The organism is Microbacterium invictum (assembly GCF_034421375.1).
Classification (GTDB): domain Bacteria; phylum Actinomycetota; class Actinomycetes; order Actinomycetales; family Microbacteriaceae; genus Microbacterium; species Microbacterium invictum_A.
In genome coordinates this window covers 252,785-268,489 of the sequence record NZ_CP139779.1, presented here as the reverse complement: position 1 = coordinate 268,489, position 15,705 = coordinate 252,785, and the positions used below count along the sequence as shown (strand labels likewise).

Here is a 15,705-nt window from a genome sequence, read left to right as displayed (position 1 = left end):
CCACCGCTCCTCCGCCGCCGTAGGCTGACGGCATGGAGGACGGTCCGCGACGGGGCACCGCCCCGCTCGATGACAGCGAGGCCGCCGAACTGCGCACCCTCCGGCGTCGCGCCTTCGGCCCCGATGCCGACCTTCACCTCGACCCGGCGGCCCTCGCGCGGCTCGACGACCTCGAAGCCCGCGCCCTGCCCGCCCCTTCCCCGTCACCGCCGGCGCCCCCCGCGGTGACGGCGACTGCGCCGCGCGTCGCGGCGCGGCATCCCGACGCCACGGGCGCCGCCACCGACATCCTGCTGATTCCCGAAGATGAGGATGCCGCGAGCGAGGCCGACGACGCCGCTCCCGCGCGTCCGCACCGCCCCCGACCCGCTGCCACGTGGGCGGCCTCGCTCGTCGGAGCCCTCGTGATCGGGGCGGGCATCACCGCCGGTGTGATGGGTGCCGCCGCCGACACCGGCGGCATCCGTCAGGTCGCGACGCTGAACGTCGAGGAGGACTTCGCGTCGCCGCTGTTCATGGACTCCGAGACGTGGTCGGTGCGCGGCTTCGAGGATTTCCACGGGATGGTCGTCATGGCCACCGACCGGCCGTGGCTCGGGCCGGGCTCGGACGAATGCCTCGTCATCACCGCCGGCGGCGATGTCAACTACCAGTCGCAGACGTTCCAGGGCCGCCTGTTCGTGGGGTGCGGTGCGGGGGATTTCCCCGCCTCGGCGCAGTTCACCGTCGCCCCGGGCCTCCCCCGCGACCTCATCGCCGAGTTCCCGGTGGGAACGCCCATCCAGTTCGTCTCCGACGGCACGCGTGTGGGCGTGTTCGTCGGGCAGGAGGTTTCCGTCGAAGCGGGCGGAGCCGAGCGATGAGCGACGCCACCGCCGAACACGAGCTGCGACGCCTGCGGGAACGCGCGTGGGGTCCGGGCGCGGACCTCGACGCCGACCCCGAGGCGCTCGAGCGGCTGCGCGCACTCGAGGCGGCCGTGCGGGCGAAGGACGAACGGCCGGATGGCGCCGCGAAGGCGTCTTCGGTGGCGGGGACCCCGGCGGCACCACGGCCGGTGTCACAGGCCTCGGCGGCCGCACCGGCTTCCCCGTCCGAGACGACCACCGCCGCGCCGGCACGATTGACCGCCACGACGCCCGACGCCGAGAGGCCGTCCCCGACGACGGCCGGCACCGAGACGCCGCCCCCGACCGCCGACGCCGACGCCGCGGCATCCCCCGTCCCACACGCCGAGGAGAGGCCTCCCCTTCGCGCCTGGTTTCCCCGTCGCCGGGTTCCGTGGGTCGCCTCGGTGGTCGCCGCTGCGGCGATCGGCGCCGTCATCGCCGTCGCCGGCGCAACCACCGTCGAGCGCACCGGCGGGGGGCAGCAGGTGGGCACCCTCGCCACCGATCCCGCCTTCACGCCGCCCGACTTCCTCGGCATCCCCGCGGAGTCGCTCCGCGGGTTCGACGAGTTCTACGGGCTCACCGTCTTCACGAGCAAGGAGGAGTGGATAGGCGGTGGCACCGACGAGTGCCTCCTCGTCGTCGGCGACGGCGGCGAGGCGCAGCGGCAGGTGTTCCTCGGCTGCGGTGTGGGCGCGTTCAGCGCATCGGTGTCGTTCCGCGTCCAGCCCGGGATGCCCGCCGAGCTGCTGGAGCGCTACCCCGAGGGCACGCCGCTGCGGTTCGAGCGTCAGGGCTCGGACGTGCGGGTCCTCGCGGGCGACGCCCCCTGACGGTCGGGTGACGCCGCCTCGCGACGAACGCGGCGAGCGGAGATCCGGCGCCCGATGATCCCCTGCCTCGGGGCGAAGAGGTAGGCCAGGGTGAAGAAGGCCCCCTGCACGAGCACGACCAGACCACCGGATGCCGCATCGAGCCAGTAGCTCAGATAGATGCCGATCACCGACGCCGTCGCCGATACGACCGGGGCGAGGACGAGCATGCGACCGAAGCGGTCGGTGAGGAGGTACGCGGTCGCCCCCGGGATGATGAGCATGGCAACGACGAGGATCACCCCGACCACCTGCAGCGCGACGACGGCGGTGAGGGCGAGCACGCCCAGGAGCAGCGCCCCGAGAACGCGCGGCGACAGCCCGATCGCGAACGCGTGCGTCGGGTCGAACGCGTAGAGCGTCAGGTCGCGGCGCTTGACGATGAGCACCGCGAACGCCACGACGGCGAGGACGACCACCTGTACGAACTCGGCGTCGGAGATGCCGAGGATGTTCCCGAAGATGATGTGACTGAGGTCGGTCTGACTCGGGGTGACTGAGATGAGGACGAGCCCGAGGGCGAAGAGCGTCGTGAAGACGATGCCGATCGCGGCATCCTCTTTCACCCTGCTGGTGCCGCGGATAAGACCGATGAGCGCGACCGCGAGAAGTCCGAAGACGAGCGCGCCGAGCGCGAACGGAGCGCCGACGACGTAGGCGAGGACGACCCCCGGAAGGACGGCGTGCGAGACCGCGTCGCCCATGAGCGACCAGCCGACGAGCACGAGCCAGCACGACAGCAGCGCGCAGACGATCGCCGCGACGACCGTGGTGGCGAGCGCGCGCACCATGAAGTCGTACTGCAGCGGCTCGAGGAGGATGTCGAGGGGGGTCATGCGGCATCCCCCTCGTCTGCCGGCTGCCGCTGATCGACCTGCTCGTCGAGCCCGAACGCGCGCGCGAGCGTCGCGGGCTCGAGGGCCTGGGCGACCGGCCCGTGGAAGAGGACGCGGTTCATCAGCAGCACGGCCTCGTCGGCGAGGTCGGGCAGGGCGTGCAGGTCGTGGGTCGAGACGAGGACGGTCCGGCCCGCCGCGGCGAGGTCGCGGAGGAGCCCGACGATGGTCGCCTCGGAGCGCTTGTCGACCCCGGCGAAGGGTTCGTCCAGCAGCAGGATGCCGGCATCCTGCGCGATGGCGCGGGCGACGAACGCGCGTTTGCGCTGGCCGCCCGAGAGGCGGCCGATCTGCCGGTCGGAGAGATCCTCGAGGTCGACCCGGGCGAGGGCATCGTCGACCGCGCGGCGGTCGGCGGCGGCGGCGCGGCGGGTGGGACCCAGCCGGCCGTAACGCCCCATCATCACGACGTCGCGCACCGAGACCGGGAACGTCCAGTCCACCGCCTCCGACTGCGGGACGTACCCGACGAGCCCGCGTCGGCGGGCGGTCGCCGGGTCGGCACCGTCGAGGCGGACGGTGCCGCTGTCGGGGCGCAGGCGCCCCACGATCGCGGCGAAGAGGGTCGACTTGCCCGACCCGTTCATGCCGATGAGGCCCGTGACGCGACCCGCGCCGACCTCGAGCGAGACGTCGCGCAGCGCGACGACGTCGCCATAGCGGACGGTGATGTGCGACACCTCGATAGGATGCGTCATCCGCTCTCCCCCTGAAGCCCCGCGGCGATCAGGTCGGCGTCATGGCGGAGCAGATCGAGGTAGGTCGGCACGGGGCCGTCGGGCTCGGAGAGGGAGTCGACGTAGAGGGTGCCGCCGAAGGCGGCGCCGGTCGCCTCGACGACCTGCTGCATCGGGCGGTCCGACACCGTGGACTCGCAGAAGACAGAGGGGATGCCGTCGGCGTCGACCCGTTCGATGACGGCGGCGATCCGCTGCGGGGTCGCCTGCTGCTCGGCGTTCACCGGCCAGATGTACGCCTCGTCGAGCCCGGCATCGCGCGCGAGGTACGAGAACGCGCCCTCGCAGGTGACGAGCACGCGTTGCGCCTCGGGCACCGCATCGAGCTCGGCGAGCAGGTCGTCGTAGACCGCCTGCACCTCAGACGCGTAGGCCTCGCCGTTCGCGGCGTAGTCGTCGGCGTTGTCGGGGTCGAGCTCGGCGAAGGCGGCCACGATGTTGTCGATGTAGATCGCGGCGTTCACAGGACTCATCCACGCATGCGGATTCGGCAGACCCTCGTAGGCGTCACCGGAGATGTCGATCGGGTCGACGCCGCCAGAGACCACCACGTGCGGCACATCGACCGACTCGACGAACTGCACGAACCAGGCCTCCAGGCCCAGACCGTTGTCGAGGATGAGGTCGGCATCGGCGGCGCGGCGGACGTCGCCGGGCGTCGGCTCGTACCCGTGGATCTCGGCCCCCGCCTTGGTGAGCGACTCCACGCGCAGGTGCTCACCGGCGACGTTCTGCGCGATGTCGGCGAGCACGGTGAAGGTGGTGAGCACGACCGGGCGGTCGTCCTCCGCAGGCCCGTCGGTCGCGCCGCCGGCGCATCCCGCGAGCGCCGCGGCGAGCGCCAGCATCCCCGTGAGGAGCGCACCGGTGAGCGCCGCACGATTTTTCGGCATACCGAAAAATATAGCGGTCGAGGGTCGGAGGCGGCATCACGACGCGGATCCTTCGGCCGAGCGCTACCGATGACGCGGGCAGGAAGCCGCTACGATGCCTTCGGCGCGGGGGCGCCATGGAGGGGGCGCGCGATGTCGCACGGTGGCCGATCGGGGAGGCGGCGCGCCAGCGCGCGGGTGCGGCGCCGGAGGCGCCTGGTCGCGACGATCGCGGCCACCGTGCTCGTGGTCATCCTCGTCGCCACCGTCACGATCGCGGCACTCACCCGGACTGCTCCGGCGCCCGCAGCCGACGCCGACGCCGACGCGTCGACCGCGCCCGAGACGTCGGCGGAGCCGGCGCCCGAAGCCACGCCGCTCACCCCCGTCGAGACGCTGCTCGCGAGCACCGACGACCCCAACGCGTGCGCGATCAGCTTCTCGGGCGACGGTGTCGACCAGGCGCCGGTGCTCCAGATGCAGGGGGCGCTGTACGCCGGGCTTCCGATCCCGGGCCTCGACGGCGCGGTCTTCGCCGGGTGGTACGCGACCCCCGAGGATGCCGGCGCGTACAACGTGCCGGCGCGGGTGAACGGATCGGAGATGGTCGCGTGCACCGACAGGCAGGTGACGCTCTACGCGGCGTGGAAGACCCCCGAGGAGAACGCCGCGGAGGACGCGCGCATCCCCATCCTGATGTACCACCAGTTCACCACCAACCCCGAGGGCGAGAGCGGGTGGCTGCGGGGCAACTACGCATACATCGGCGACTTCGACGCGCACATGAACCACATCGCCACCGGCGGGTTCTACCTGCCGACCTGGGATGAGCTGAGCGCTTTCATCGACGGGCGGCTGTGGCTGCCGAACCGGTCGGTGATCATCACCGACGATGATGCGCACCAGACCTGGCTCTACCTGGCCGTGCCCGTCGTCGACAAGTACCAGCTGCTCACGACCTCGTTCGTGATCACCCGGTGGCGTCAGGACGGAGCCCCGTCGCCGTGGGTGCTGCAGCGCTCGCACACGCACGACATGCACGAGGCCGGGGCGAACGGCGATGGGCGGATCACGAACTACGCCGTTTCCGAGATCGTGGCCGACATGGAGACATCCGCTCAGATTCTCGGGGCCAAGGAGGTCATGGCCTACCCCTTCGGTCACTACAACGAGACCGCGAAGGAGGGCCTGCGCCAGGCGGGCTTCGAGATGGCGCGCACCATCGAGCCGGGATACGTCACGATCGGCACGGACAAACTCGCTCTCCCGACCATCCGCATCAACTACGGGATGGGTCTGGATGCGCTGGTGAACCTCATCGGCTGAGCAGGGTTTTCGGGTTCCCTCGAGACCACGTGCGTCTCTGCTGTTCACACTCCCGCGGACATCTGCACTCACGCGGATTTTTGCGCGCGATCGATCCGCGGGAGCGTGGATCTCCGCGCGAGCGCGTGGCGCGAGCGCGTGGCGCGAGCGCGTGGCGCGAGCGCGTGACGCGGGCGCGCTCTTCGTTTTCGCGCTGACGCGGATTTCTGCGCTCACGCGGATGCGAGCGGCACGATCGATCCGCTCGAGCGTAGATCTCCCGCGCGAGCGCGAGCGCGTGACGCGGGCGACAGGGCGACAGTGCCGCGGGGCGGCAGGGCAGGGCGGCAGGGCGAACGGGACAGCGCGAACGGGGCAGCGCGAACGCGACGCGCGGGATGCGCCCCCGCTCAGAGCTCGCCGGGCGACATCGCTTGCGCGTCGAGCTCATCGACGAGCTGGCGTGCACGGCTCGGGGCTCCCGCACGGCGAGGTGCGTAGACGACCAGCGAATGGAACATGAAACGCACAAGGAAGGCCACGACAAGCGTCATCCCGGCGGCGATCACGCTCGAGATGTGCCAGGTCTCCACGAGCAGGGCGATGACCGGGATGCGGATCAGCGCCTCGGTGTTGTTGAACGCGAACGACTTGGCGAAACGGGACCAGACCCCGGATGCCTGGTGCTTCATGTCGTGGAAGACGAAGCGCTCCTGCAGCACGAAGTTGCCGATGATCGTCGCTTCGGCGGCGATGACCGCTGCGACGATGTATCCGACGCCGAACTGGATCAGCACCCACATGATCGCGAGGTTCGCCACCGCCCCGAGCCCGCCGATGAGGGCGAACAGCGACATCTTGCCGAAGCGCAGCGCCGTGAGCTGGGCGAGGAAGTGCAGGCCCTGACGGAACGACGCCTTCGACCGGCCGGCATGGCGCTCGGCGAAATCGAAGGGCACCTCGGCGATGCGCAGCGAGCGCCGCGCGAGGATCTCGAGCAGGATCTTGAACCCGCGCGGCATCAGCGTCGACGGGTCGACGGCGCGGCGATCGATGAGGAAGAACCCCGTCATCGGGTCGGTGACCTCGTGCAGCCGGATGGGGAACATCGCCTTGGTCAGCGCGGTCGACGCGCTCGAGACGAGCACGCGGGTGCGGTCGGCGAGACCGCCGGAGGTGCCGCCGCCGGCGTAGCGCGAGGCGATGACCACGTCGACGTCGCCCTCGATGAAGCGTCGATAGAGCTCGGGGATCTTCTCGGGCGGATGCTGCAGATCGGCGTCCATCACCAGGCACGCATCTGCGGCCGCAGCCTCCATGCCGGCCATGACCGCCCCGCCGAGACCGCCGGTGCGCTTCGCGCGATGGATCAGACGGACGGGGATCGGCGCGGTGGCGGCGACCGTCTCGACCACGGCGGGCGTGTCGTCGGTGCTGTCGTCGACCACGATGATCTCGGCATCGATGCCCTCGACGGCCGCCGAGACGCGCGCGACCAGCTCCGGGATGTTCGGAGCCTCATTGAAGGTCGGGACGATGATCGAGAGCTGCACTGCCGACCATCGTCGCACGATCAGCCGGGGGCCTGCGCGCGCCTGGGGGAATGCGTCGGGGCCGCTCAGGTGTTGTCCATGGTCGGCACGAAAGGATTGACGGATGACCGACAACGCCACCCCCATCACCATGTTCGGCGCGGACTGGTGCCGCGACTGCATCCGCACCAAGAAGCAGCTCGATGAGCTCGGCGTCGCCTACACCTACGTCGATCTCGTCGCGACACCCGAAGCCGCCGATGTCGCGCGCGAGATCTCGGGTCGGACGAACATCCCCGTCGTGGTCTACCCCGACGCGTCGCACCACGTCGAGCCCTCGAACGCCGACGTCGAGGCCAAGCTCCGCGAGCTCGCGCTCGTCTGACGCGCAGCGCCCGGGATCACAGCCGCGGCGCGACAGATCGAGGTGACACGAACGGTCGCCGTCCGACCTCGAGCGCGACCACTTCCCGCCACACGGATCTTGCGCACCGCGGCCTGGTGGCACCAATGGTCGCCCGCAGGCGCGGGGCGCGACGACTTCCGCCACACGGATCTCGCACGCCGCATCGATGTGGCACGAATGGTCGCCCGCAGGCGCGACACGCGACCATCCCCGCCACACGGAGTCTGCGCGCCGCATCGAGGTGGCACGAGTGGTCGCCCTCAGGCGCGGAGCGCGACCACTCGTGACACCTCGATCCTGAGCCGAGAGACCGCTGCCGCACCATCCGATCCCCGCCCCGCGACGAACAAGTGAGGTGAACCCCACCAGCGGAGGAAACCCGACCACCTCCAAGACCGCACGCCGCCCGATCGGGTGGGCCGCGGCATCCGGGATCATCGCCGCGGCCGCGTTCCTCGCCGCCGCCGAACTCGTCGCCCTCATCGTGGCGCGCAGCGCGAGCCCGATCCTCGCGGTGGGGTCGTTCCTCATCGATATCGTCCCGCAGCCGGTCAAGGAGTTCGCGATCTCGACCTTCGGCGACGCCGACAAGGTCGTTCTGCTGATCGGGATCGGGTTCGGCGTGGTCGTCGCAGCAGCCGTGGCGGGCATCCTGCAGTACGTCCGGCCCCCGCTCGGCGTTATCGCCCTCGCGATCGCGGGCATCCTGTCGGGTGCCGCGACACTCACCCGCGCCGGCGCGACTCCGCTGAGCGTCCTCCCGCCCCTCGCGGGAATGATCGTGGGCGTCCTCGCCCTCATCCTGCTCATCAATCGCCTCCGCCGGTGGCGCGCGCCGCGAGCGACCGCACCTGCGACCACGACCGCACCCACCACCGGCGCACCGACGCCCGCCGCCGCGGCGGACACCCCCGCATCGGTCGGTCGCCGCTCGTTCCTCCGCGCGAGCCTCCTCACCGCCGCGGGCGCCGTCGTCGTCGGCGCGGGCTCGCGGGTCGTCAACGCCGCGACCTCGTCGCTCTCGGCCATCCGCGAAGAGCTGGCCCTCCCGGCCCCGCGAACCACGGTGACAATCCCCGACGGGGCGAGCTTCGACATCCCCGGCCTCACTCCGCTCATCACCCCGAACGACGACTTCTACCGCGTCGACACCGCCCTCACCGTTCCCTCCGTCGACCCCACCACCTGGCGGCTGCGCATCGACGGCATGGTCGACACCCCCGTCGAGCTGACCTTCGACGACCTCGTGGGCATGGGCCTGGACGAGTACGCCGTCACCCTGACGTGCGTCTCGAACGAGGTCGGGGGCGGCCTCGTCGGCAACGCGGTGTGGCTGGGCGTGCCGCTGCGCGACGTGCTGCGCATGGCCGGGCCTCAGGCGGGAGCCGACATGGTGCTCTCGCGCAGCGTCGACGGCTACACCGCGTCCACCCCGCTGAGCGCGGTCACCGACGATGGCATCGACGCGATCCTCGCCGTGGGCATGAACGGCGAGCCGCTTCCGTTCGACCACGGCTTCCCGGTGCGGATGGTGGTGCCCGGCCTCTACGGCTACGTCTCGGCGACGAAGTGGCTGACCCAGCTGACCGTCACGACCTTCGCCCAGGACGAGGCCTACTGGACCCCGCGCGGTTACGGCGCGGAGGCACCGATCAAGTTCTCGTCGCGCATCGACACCCCGCGCGCGGGGACGCCGATCCCCGCGGGCCGCACCCCGATCGCCGGTATGGCCTGGGCCCAGACCGTCGGCATCGAGCGCGTAGAGGTGAGCATCGACGACGGCCCCTGGCAGCAGGCGACCCTGTCGACGCCGATCAATGACGACACCTGGGTGCAGTGGTTCCTCGACTGGGACGCCCCGGGCGGCACGCACTACATCGCCGTCCGCGCGGTCAACCGCGACGGCGAGACGCAGATCCAGGAGCGGGCGCCCATCGCACCCGACGGATCGACGGGATGGCAGCGGGTGCTGGTCACCGTCCGGTGAACCGCCCGACCCGCCCCGCCCGACGCACCGCAGCCCGCGCCGCCCGACGTACGGCAGCCCGCCCCGACCGACCCGCCCGCCGTCCTCCTCCGGCGCTTCGCCCGCGACTGGTTAGGCTGACCGGGTGACGGTCGAGCGCAACACCCGACCCCTGGAGCCCACGGTCGAGACCGACTTCTCCGACCGGATGAGCTACGGCGGCTACCTGCAACTTCCCACCCTGCTGTCGGCGCAGCTGCCGCTCAGCGATCCCGAGCACCACGACGAGCTTCTGTTCATCGTGCAGCACCAGACCACCGAGCTGTGGCTGAAGCTCGTCCTGCACGAGCTCGCCGAGGCGTGCCGGCTGCTGCGCGGGGACGAGCTCGCCCCCGCCCTGAAGTGCATCGCGAGGGTCAAGCACATCCAGCGCACCCTGACGGAGCAGTGGTCGGTGCTGGCGACCCTCACTCCGACCGAGTACGCCCAGTTCCGAAGTGTCCTCGGCAAGGCGAGCGGCTTCCAGTCCGCGCAGTACCGCGCCGTGGAGTTCACCCTCGGAAACAAGAACGCCGCGGTCCTGAAGGTGTTCGACGCCGACCCGGTCGCTCACGAGCTGGTCCGCACGGCGCTCGAGCAGCCGAGTCTCTACGACGAGTTCCTCCGCCTCCTCGCCCGCACCGGCTACGAGATCCCGAGCGAGGTCCTCGACCGCGACGTCACCCAGGCGTGGACCTTCACCCCCGAACTCGTGCCGGTCTTCACGTCCATCTACGCCGACACCGGGGCGCACTGGGCGGCATACGAAACGTGCGAAGAGCTCGTCGACCTGGAGGAGAACTTCCAGTTCTGGCGCTTCCGCCACCTGAAGACCGTCGAGCGGATCATCGGCGGCAAGACCGGGACGGGGGGATCCAGCGGCGTGCCCTTCCTCCGCCGCGCGCTGGACCTCACCTTCTTCCCCGAGCTCTGGGCCGTGCGCACCGAGGTGCCCGATGCGGCATCCTGAGGCGCTCCGCGCCCTGCTCGGACCGGATGCCGCACCCGTCCGTCGCGCCCTCACCGACGAGCGAGGGGTGTCGCTCCCCGCGTTCGTCGACCACCACGTGCACCTCCACCTCGTCGATGGCGAGCGGCTTCCGCTCGGCGGGGTCGCGGCGGTGGTCGACCTCGGCGGCGACCCCGCGATCCTCGCCGCCCGACCCGCCGGCGCGCTTCCGCACGTGACCTACGCCGGCGCTTTCCTCACCACCCTCGGCGGCTATCCCGCCGGGCGCGAGTGGGCGCCTCCCGCGATCGTGCGCCAGATCACCGACGCCTCATCGCTGATCGGGCGGCCCGGGGGCGCGGCGACGGCGGTGGACGAGCAGCGGCTCGCCGGGGCATCCGTCATCAAGATCGTCCTGCACCACGACCGCCCGCTCCCCGAGGACGCCGTCGCGGTGATCGTCGACACGGCGCATGCCTCAGGGCTCGCCGTCGTCGCGCACGTCGAAGGTGACGGGATGACGCGGCGCGCCCTCGACGCCGGAGTCGACGCCCTCGCGCACACACCCTTCAGCGAGCAGCTCGACGACGACCTCATCGCCCGCGCGGCCGCCGCGCAGGTGTGGATCTCGACCCTCGACATCCACCGGGACGACCCGCCCGCCGCCGCGACGGCCCGCGCGAACCTCCGCGCGTTCCGCGCGGCGGGAGGCCGGGTCGTCTACGGCACCGACCTCGGCAACGGCGACCTGCCGCTGGGGGTGAACCCGCGGGAGCTCCGCGCCCTGATCGCCGCCGGCTGCGACGGCCCCGCGCTCGTCGCCGCGCTGACCGACCCCTGGCCGGTCGCCGCTCCACTCCCGGCGGTGCGCACGTTCCTGCGCGGGCGACCCCCCGGGCTCGACGGAGAGACCGACCCCGTCGCACTCGCCGACTGGCTCGCCTCGGCCCGTGTCGTACCGGCCGAGGACGTGCTCTTCGATGACGACGACGGTGAGGACGCTCATGACTGACCCCCGCTCACGTGCCGGCGCGCAGGACTGGGATGCCGCGGCATCCGCCCTCGACGCCGCCGACCCCCTGCGTGAGTTCCGCGACCGGTTCGTCGGAGCCGAGACGTCGCTGGTCTACTTCGACGGCAACTCGCTCGGCCGGCCGCCGCGGGCGACCGCCGAGCGCCTCGCCCGCTTCGTCGCCGACGAGTGGGGCGGGCGACTGATCCGCGGCTGGGACGAGTCGTGGATGCGCCTCCCCTACGCCGTGGGCGATGAGATCGGCCGGGTCACCCTGGGGGCCGCTGCGGGACAGACCGTCGTGGGCGATTCGACCACGGTGCTGCTGTACAAGCTGATGCGCGCCGCCGTCGACCACCAGCGCCGACGCGACCCCGCCCGGGTGGAGATCGTGATCGACACCGACAACTTCCCCACCGACCGGTTCCTCGTCGAGGGGATCGCCGCTGAGCGGGGCGCGACGATCCGATGGATCGAGGTCGACACCGCCGCCGGGGTCACTCCCGACCAGCTGCGCGCCGTCGTGGGGCCGGCGACCGCGCTCGTCGTGCTGTCGCACGTGGCCTACCGCTCGGGACACCTGGCCGATGCGCCGGCGCTCACCGCGGTCGCCCGCGACGCCGGTGCATTGCTGCTCTGGGATGTCTGCCACTCGGCGGGGTCGGTGCCGGTCGAGCTCGACGCGTGGGGCGCCGACCTGGCGGTCGGCTGCACGTACAAGTACTTGAACGGTGGGCCGGGGTCACCGGCCTTCGCGTACGTCGCGACGCGGCTGCAGTCCGCGCTCACCCAGCCGATCCAGGGGTGGATGGGCGCCGCCGACGTCTTCTCGATGGGGCCGCGCTACGAGCCCGCCGCGGGCATGGGCCGGTTTCTCTCCGGAACCCCGCCGATCGTCGGGATGCTCGCGATGCAGGACACCCTGGCGATGATCGACGAGGCGGGGATGGGGCAGATCCGCGAGAAGTCGCGCGCGCTCACCGGCTTCGCCGTCGACCTCGCCGACGACCTGCTCGGACCCTTCGGCGTGACCCTCGGGTCGCCGCGCGACGCGGCCGAGCGGGGCGGTCACGTGACGCTGCGGCATCCGCAGATGCGCGCCGTGACGGCGCGGCTCTGGCAGAACGACGTCATCCCCGACTACCGCGATCCCGGGGGCCTGCGCATCGGTCTGTCGCCGCTGTCGACGAGCTTCGCCGAGACCCTCGTCGGCATGCGTGCCGTCGCCGACGCGCTCCGGGTGCTGGGTGGCGACGGCGGGGACGGTCGCGGTGGTGGTGGCGGCGACGACGGTGTCGGTGATGTCGGTGGCGACGGCGACGGCGGTGCGGACGGCGGTCGTGATGGCGGGAATGGCGCCGCGGCGCCCACCGGTGCCACGCCGTAGATCGCACCACCTAGGCTGGGCGCGTGCCGGCACCTGACATCGACGTCGCCCTCGACGACCTGCGCGAGGGATCGCGCGCCTGGACCGCGCTGACCCTGTCGCAGCGCGCCCGCCTCCTCGGCCGGGTGCACGCAACCATGAGCGACACCGCGCCCGACTGGGCCGCCGCGGCAGCACAGTCGAAGGGTCTCGATCCCGGGCACCCGCTCCGCGGCGAGGAGTGGCTGTCGGGTCCCTACGGCGCGATCGAACTCGTCGACGCGCTGACCGCGACCCTCCACCGGTTGGCAGGAGGCGGCAATCCGCTCGACGGGGTGCGAGTCGGCTCCGCGCCCGGGGGGCGGGTACGGGTGGCCGCCTTTCCGCTCCGCCCGATCGACTCCGTGCTGCTGTCGGGCTTCACCGGCGAGGTGTGGCTCAAGCCGGGGGTCACCGAGGCCGAGGCCCGGGAAAGGGCAGGTCTCGCCCAGCGCTCCCCCGGAACCCCCGGCGGCGTCGGTCTCGTGCTCGGCGCCGGCAACGTGACGTCGATCCCGGTCGCCGACGTGCTCTACGAGCTGTTCGCCCACAACCGGGTCGTGATGCTGAAGCTCAACCCGACGCAGGAGGCGCTGCTGCCGGTCTTCACCCGCGCGCTCGCGCCGCTGATCGAACCGGGATTCCTCCGCGTGATCGCCGGCGGACCCGAGGTGGGCGCCGCTCTCACGACGCACCGCGGCATCGACCACGTGCACATCACCGGCTCTGCGGCGACCTTCGAGCGGATCGTGTGGGGCGACGGGCCGCAGGCCCGTCGCCGCCGTCGCGAGAACAGGCCCGCGCTGAAGAAGCCGATCACCGCAGAACTCGGCGGGGTCTCGCCGATCATCGTCGTACCCGGCGAATGGTCGGCTGCCGACATCCGCTTCCAGGCCGAGCACATCGCGACCATGCGCCTGCAGAACGCCGGGCACAACTGCATCGCCGGCCAGGTCGTGCTCATCAGCCGCGACTGGCCGCAGCGCGGGCAGTTCCTCGCCGCGCTGCGGGGCGCGTACGACCGCGCGCCGACCCGGACGTCCTGGTACCCCGGCAGTGCGGAGCGGATGGATGCCGCCGCGGCGGCGTACCCCGACGCGCTGTGGTGCGCCGACGGCACCCGGCTGCTGGTGCAGACGGAGGCGGGCGTCGTGCCCGGACCGATCGAGGAGACGGAGTACTTCGCACCGGTCCTCGGAGTCATCTCGCTCCCCGGCGTCGGCCAGCAGTTCCTCGACGCCGCGGTCGCGCACGCGAACGAGCGGCTGACCGGGTCGCTGGGGGCGAACATCCTGATCGACCCGGCGACCGAGGCGGCTCTCGGCGACGGCGTCGAACGCGCGCTAGCCGACCTGCGGTACGGCGCGATCGCGATCAACGCCTGGACGGCGTTCGTCTTCCTCACCCCCACCCTCACGTGGAGCGCCTTCCCCGGCGGAACCCTGCAGGACGTAGGGAGCGGCATCGGCATCGTGCACAACGCGCTGCTCCTCGACGACGTGGAGCGGTCGGTCGCGCGCGGTCCGTTCCGGCCGTTCCCACGGTCGCTCTCGGCGCTCGTGCGCGGCGGCCGCTTTTCGGTGCTGCCGAAGCCGCCGTGGTTCGTCTCGTCGCGAACCGGCGCGACCGTCAGCGAGGGGTTCACGCGGTTCCGCATGCACCGGCGGTGGCCGGCGCTGGCGAAGACGATGCTGCGGGCGTTCCGGGCCTAGTCGCGGTGTCGTGAGCCGGCGGGCTCAGGCGCGGTGTCGTGAGCCGGTCGGGCTCAGCCGGCGGCGAGTACCACCCCCCAGGCGAGCGCGGTCGTCGCGATAAGGGGAAGGATGCCGGGAGCGTCGGCGTCCGCGGGGCGGAACCAGCCCCGGAACCACACCGCGATCGACAGCGCGAGCACGACGAGCGTGACGATGCGCGTCGCGAGTCCGATCGGATCGCCGCCGACGAGGCCCGCGCCGATCTGCGCGAATGCGATGAGCCCCCAGGGCACGATGCCGATGACGGCGGCGAGCGCCGCGGGGCGACGGAGACCCCGGATGCCGCGGGTCGTGGCGGGGGCGTCGGCGGCGTCCCCGGGCGCGCGGCCATCGCGGGGCGGCGCCGGGAGCTCGAGGCGCGGGGCGACGAGAGCGCCGTCGAGGGCGAGCAGCATCACCGCGCCCGCGGTGAGGGCATAGAGCGCGACGAGGGTCGTCAGCTCGGTGATGCTGTTCAGCTGGGCGATGAGGAACACCGCGACGCCCGACAGCTGCGACCAGCCGATCCAGGTGACCAGGCGCGCGCGCGTGGCGAGGGGCTCGACCCGCGCCACGGCGGCGTCGACGAGTGCGCCGAAGGCGAGGAGCACCACGGTGGCCCACCCGGCGTGGACGGTCGCGATCGCGACATCCGTTCCCCCCAGGCGCGCCGTCACCTCGCCGGTGGCGGGCATGCCGGTCAGCGTGATCACGACGCCGACGACGATCGCCTGCACCAGGTACAGTCCTGCGCGAACGAACCTCATGGGGTCATTCTGCCCGGCCGGGGTGCCCCGAAGCCCGGGGTTGCGCGAGCGGGTTCGCAGCCGCGCCCCTCGACGCCACCCCCGACCAAACGCGCCACCCCGACAGAAGGCGCCACCCCGACAGAAGGCGCCACCCGGATCGACTCGGGCGGATCGCGGTGGCCCAAATGGGCGTCCCATCGACGCCACCCCCGACCAGTCACGCCACCTCGATCACCGGACTCGAATCGCGGTGGCACAACTGGTCGCCGACCGGTGCCACCCCCGACCAATAGCGCCACCCCGATCACCGGACTCGAATCGCGGTGGCACAACTGGTCGCCG

At 71.9% G+C, this 15,705-nt stretch carries 14 protein-coding genes; 9 read left to right on the top strand and 5 right to left on the bottom strand.

Features of this window, described 5'->3' with window-relative positions:
* Window positions 1–32 precede the first annotated feature (32 nt).
* Together T9R20_RS01325 and T9R20_RS01320 are read left to right on the top strand one after the other, a co-directional pair.
* A complete protein-coding gene (locus T9R20_RS01325) occupies window positions 33–863 on the top strand; it encodes a hypothetical protein (protein WP_322410769.1) in 831 nt (276 codons plus the stop codon).
* Complete coding sequence (locus T9R20_RS01320) at window positions 860–1,723, top strand: hypothetical protein (RefSeq protein ID WP_322410768.1); 864 nt, start codon at window positions 860–862, stop codon at window positions 1,721–1,723. Before T9R20_RS01325 ends, T9R20_RS01320 begins: the two co-directional genes overlap by 4 nt.
* Here T9R20_RS01320 and T9R20_RS01315 read toward each other — a convergent pair.
* From T9R20_RS01315 to T9R20_RS01305, 3 genes are read right to left on the bottom strand one after another with little or no spacing between them, the layout of a single operon-like run.
* The gene (locus T9R20_RS01315; protein WP_322410767.1) at window positions 1,681–2,598 is read right to left on the bottom strand and encodes a metal ABC transporter permease; all 918 of its coding nucleotides are present in this window, start codon (window positions 2,596–2,598) and stop codon (window positions 1,681–1,683) included. The two genes, T9R20_RS01320 and T9R20_RS01315, sit on opposite strands and share 43 nt — an antisense overlap.
* A complete protein-coding gene (locus T9R20_RS01310; protein WP_322410766.1) occupies window positions 2,595–3,356 on the bottom strand; it encodes a metal ABC transporter ATP-binding protein in 762 nt (253 codons plus the stop codon). The genes T9R20_RS01315 and T9R20_RS01310 overlap by 4 nt, the downstream gene beginning before the upstream one ends.
* Entirely contained in the window at window positions 3,353–4,288 is a 936-nt protein-coding gene (locus tag T9R20_RS01305; RefSeq protein WP_416182924.1) for a metal ABC transporter substrate-binding protein, read from the bottom strand. The genes T9R20_RS01310 and T9R20_RS01305 overlap by 4 nt, the downstream gene beginning before the upstream one ends.
* A 132-nt stretch (window positions 4,289–4,420) precedes the next feature.
* Here T9R20_RS01305 and T9R20_RS01300 point away from each other — a divergent pair, with 132 nt between their 5' ends.
* On the top strand, window positions 4,421–5,593 hold the full coding sequence (locus T9R20_RS01300; protein ID WP_322410765.1) for a polysaccharide deacetylase family protein: 1,173 nt from the start codon (window positions 4,421–4,423) through the stop codon (window positions 5,591–5,593).
* A gap of 389 nt (window positions 5,594–5,982) precedes the next feature.
* Here T9R20_RS01300 and T9R20_RS01295 read toward each other — a convergent pair whose 3' ends face one another.
* Window positions 5,983–7,125 carry a glycosyltransferase family 2 protein gene (locus T9R20_RS01295; RefSeq protein ID WP_322410764.1) on the bottom strand — a complete coding sequence of 381 codons (1,143 nt, stop codon included), beginning with the start codon at window positions 7,123–7,125 and terminating at the stop codon, window positions 5,983–5,985.
* Window positions 7,126–7,228: 103 nt separating this feature from the next.
* Between T9R20_RS01295 and T9R20_RS01290 the strand changes: the two genes are divergently transcribed.
* The 6 genes from T9R20_RS01290 to T9R20_RS01265 all read left to right on the top strand — a co-directional run bounded on the left by T9R20_RS01290 (window position 7,229) and on the right by T9R20_RS01265 (window position 14,593).
* A complete protein-coding gene (locus T9R20_RS01290) occupies window positions 7,229–7,489 on the top strand; it encodes a glutaredoxin family protein (protein WP_322410763.1) in 261 nt (86 codons plus the stop codon).
* 376 nt (window positions 7,490–7,865) lie between these two features.
* The gene (locus T9R20_RS01285; protein ID WP_322410762.1) at window positions 7,866–9,497 is read left to right on the top strand and encodes a molybdopterin-dependent oxidoreductase; all 1,632 of its coding nucleotides are present in this window, start codon (window positions 7,866–7,868) and stop codon (window positions 9,495–9,497) included.
* 124 nt (window positions 9,498–9,621) lie between these two features.
* Window positions 9,622–10,485: a tryptophan 2,3-dioxygenase gene (kynA, locus tag T9R20_RS01280; protein WP_322410761.1), complete on the top strand. Its 864-nt coding sequence runs from the start codon at window positions 9,622–9,624 to the stop codon at window positions 10,483–10,485.
* Window positions 10,472–11,476, top strand: coding sequence for a hypothetical protein (locus T9R20_RS01275; protein WP_322410760.1), 1,005 nt, complete (start codon window positions 10,472–10,474; stop codon window positions 11,474–11,476). The genes kynA and T9R20_RS01275 overlap by 14 nt, the downstream gene beginning before the upstream one ends.
* Entirely contained in the window at window positions 11,469–12,863 is a 1,395-nt protein-coding gene (locus T9R20_RS01270; RefSeq protein WP_322410759.1) for a kynureninase, read from the top strand. The genes T9R20_RS01275 and T9R20_RS01270 overlap by 8 nt, the downstream gene beginning before the upstream one ends.
* Before the next feature lie 23 nt (window positions 12,864–12,886).
* Window positions 12,887–14,593, top strand: coding sequence for an aldehyde dehydrogenase family protein (locus T9R20_RS01265; RefSeq protein ID WP_322410758.1), 1,707 nt, complete (start codon window positions 12,887–12,889; stop codon window positions 14,591–14,593).
* A gap of 53 nt (window positions 14,594–14,646) precedes the next feature.
* Here the strand turns inward: T9R20_RS01265 and T9R20_RS01260 are convergent, their stop codons facing one another.
* On the bottom strand, window positions 14,647–15,381 hold the full coding sequence (locus tag T9R20_RS01260) for a hypothetical protein (RefSeq protein WP_322410757.1): 735 nt from the start codon (window positions 15,379–15,381) through the stop codon (window positions 14,647–14,649).
* Window positions 15,382–15,705: the final 324 nt, after the last annotated feature.

What these genes read in the sequence shown, in the direction of transcription:
- T9R20_RS01325 (WP_322410769.1), top strand. Translation starts at nt 33, where the DNA reads ATGGAGGACGGTCCGCGACGGGGCACCGCCCCGCTCGATGACAGCGAG.
- T9R20_RS01320 (WP_322410768.1), top strand. Translation starts at nt 860, where the DNA reads ATGAGCGACGCCACCGCCGAACACGAGCTGCGACGCCTGCGGGAACGC.
- T9R20_RS01315 (WP_322410767.1), bottom strand. Translation starts at nt 2,598, where the DNA reads ATGACCCCCCTCGACATCCTCCTCGAGCCGCTGCAGTACGACTTCATG.
- T9R20_RS01310 (WP_322410766.1), bottom strand. Translation starts at nt 3,356, where the DNA reads ATGACGCATCCTATCGAGGTGTCGCACATCACCGTCCGCTATGGCGAC.
- T9R20_RS01305 (WP_416182924.1), bottom strand. Translation starts at nt 4,288, where the DNA reads ATGCCGAAAAATCGTGCGGCGCTCACCGGTGCGCTCCTCACGGGGATG.
- T9R20_RS01300 (WP_322410765.1), top strand. Translation starts at nt 4,421, where the DNA reads ATGTCGCACGGTGGCCGATCGGGGAGGCGGCGCGCCAGCGCGCGGGTG.
- T9R20_RS01290 (WP_322410763.1), top strand. Translation starts at nt 7,229, where the DNA reads ATGACCGACAACGCCACCCCCATCACCATGTTCGGCGCGGACTGGTGC.
- T9R20_RS01275 (WP_322410760.1), top strand. Translation starts at nt 10,472, where the DNA reads ATGCGGCATCCTGAGGCGCTCCGCGCCCTGCTCGGACCGGATGCCGCA.
- T9R20_RS01270 (WP_322410759.1), top strand. Translation starts at nt 11,469, where the DNA reads ATGACTGACCCCCGCTCACGTGCCGGCGCGCAGGACTGGGATGCCGCG.
- T9R20_RS01260 (WP_322410757.1), bottom strand. Translation starts at nt 15,381, where the DNA reads ATGAGGTTCGTTCGCGCAGGACTGTACCTGGTGCAGGCGATCGTCGTC.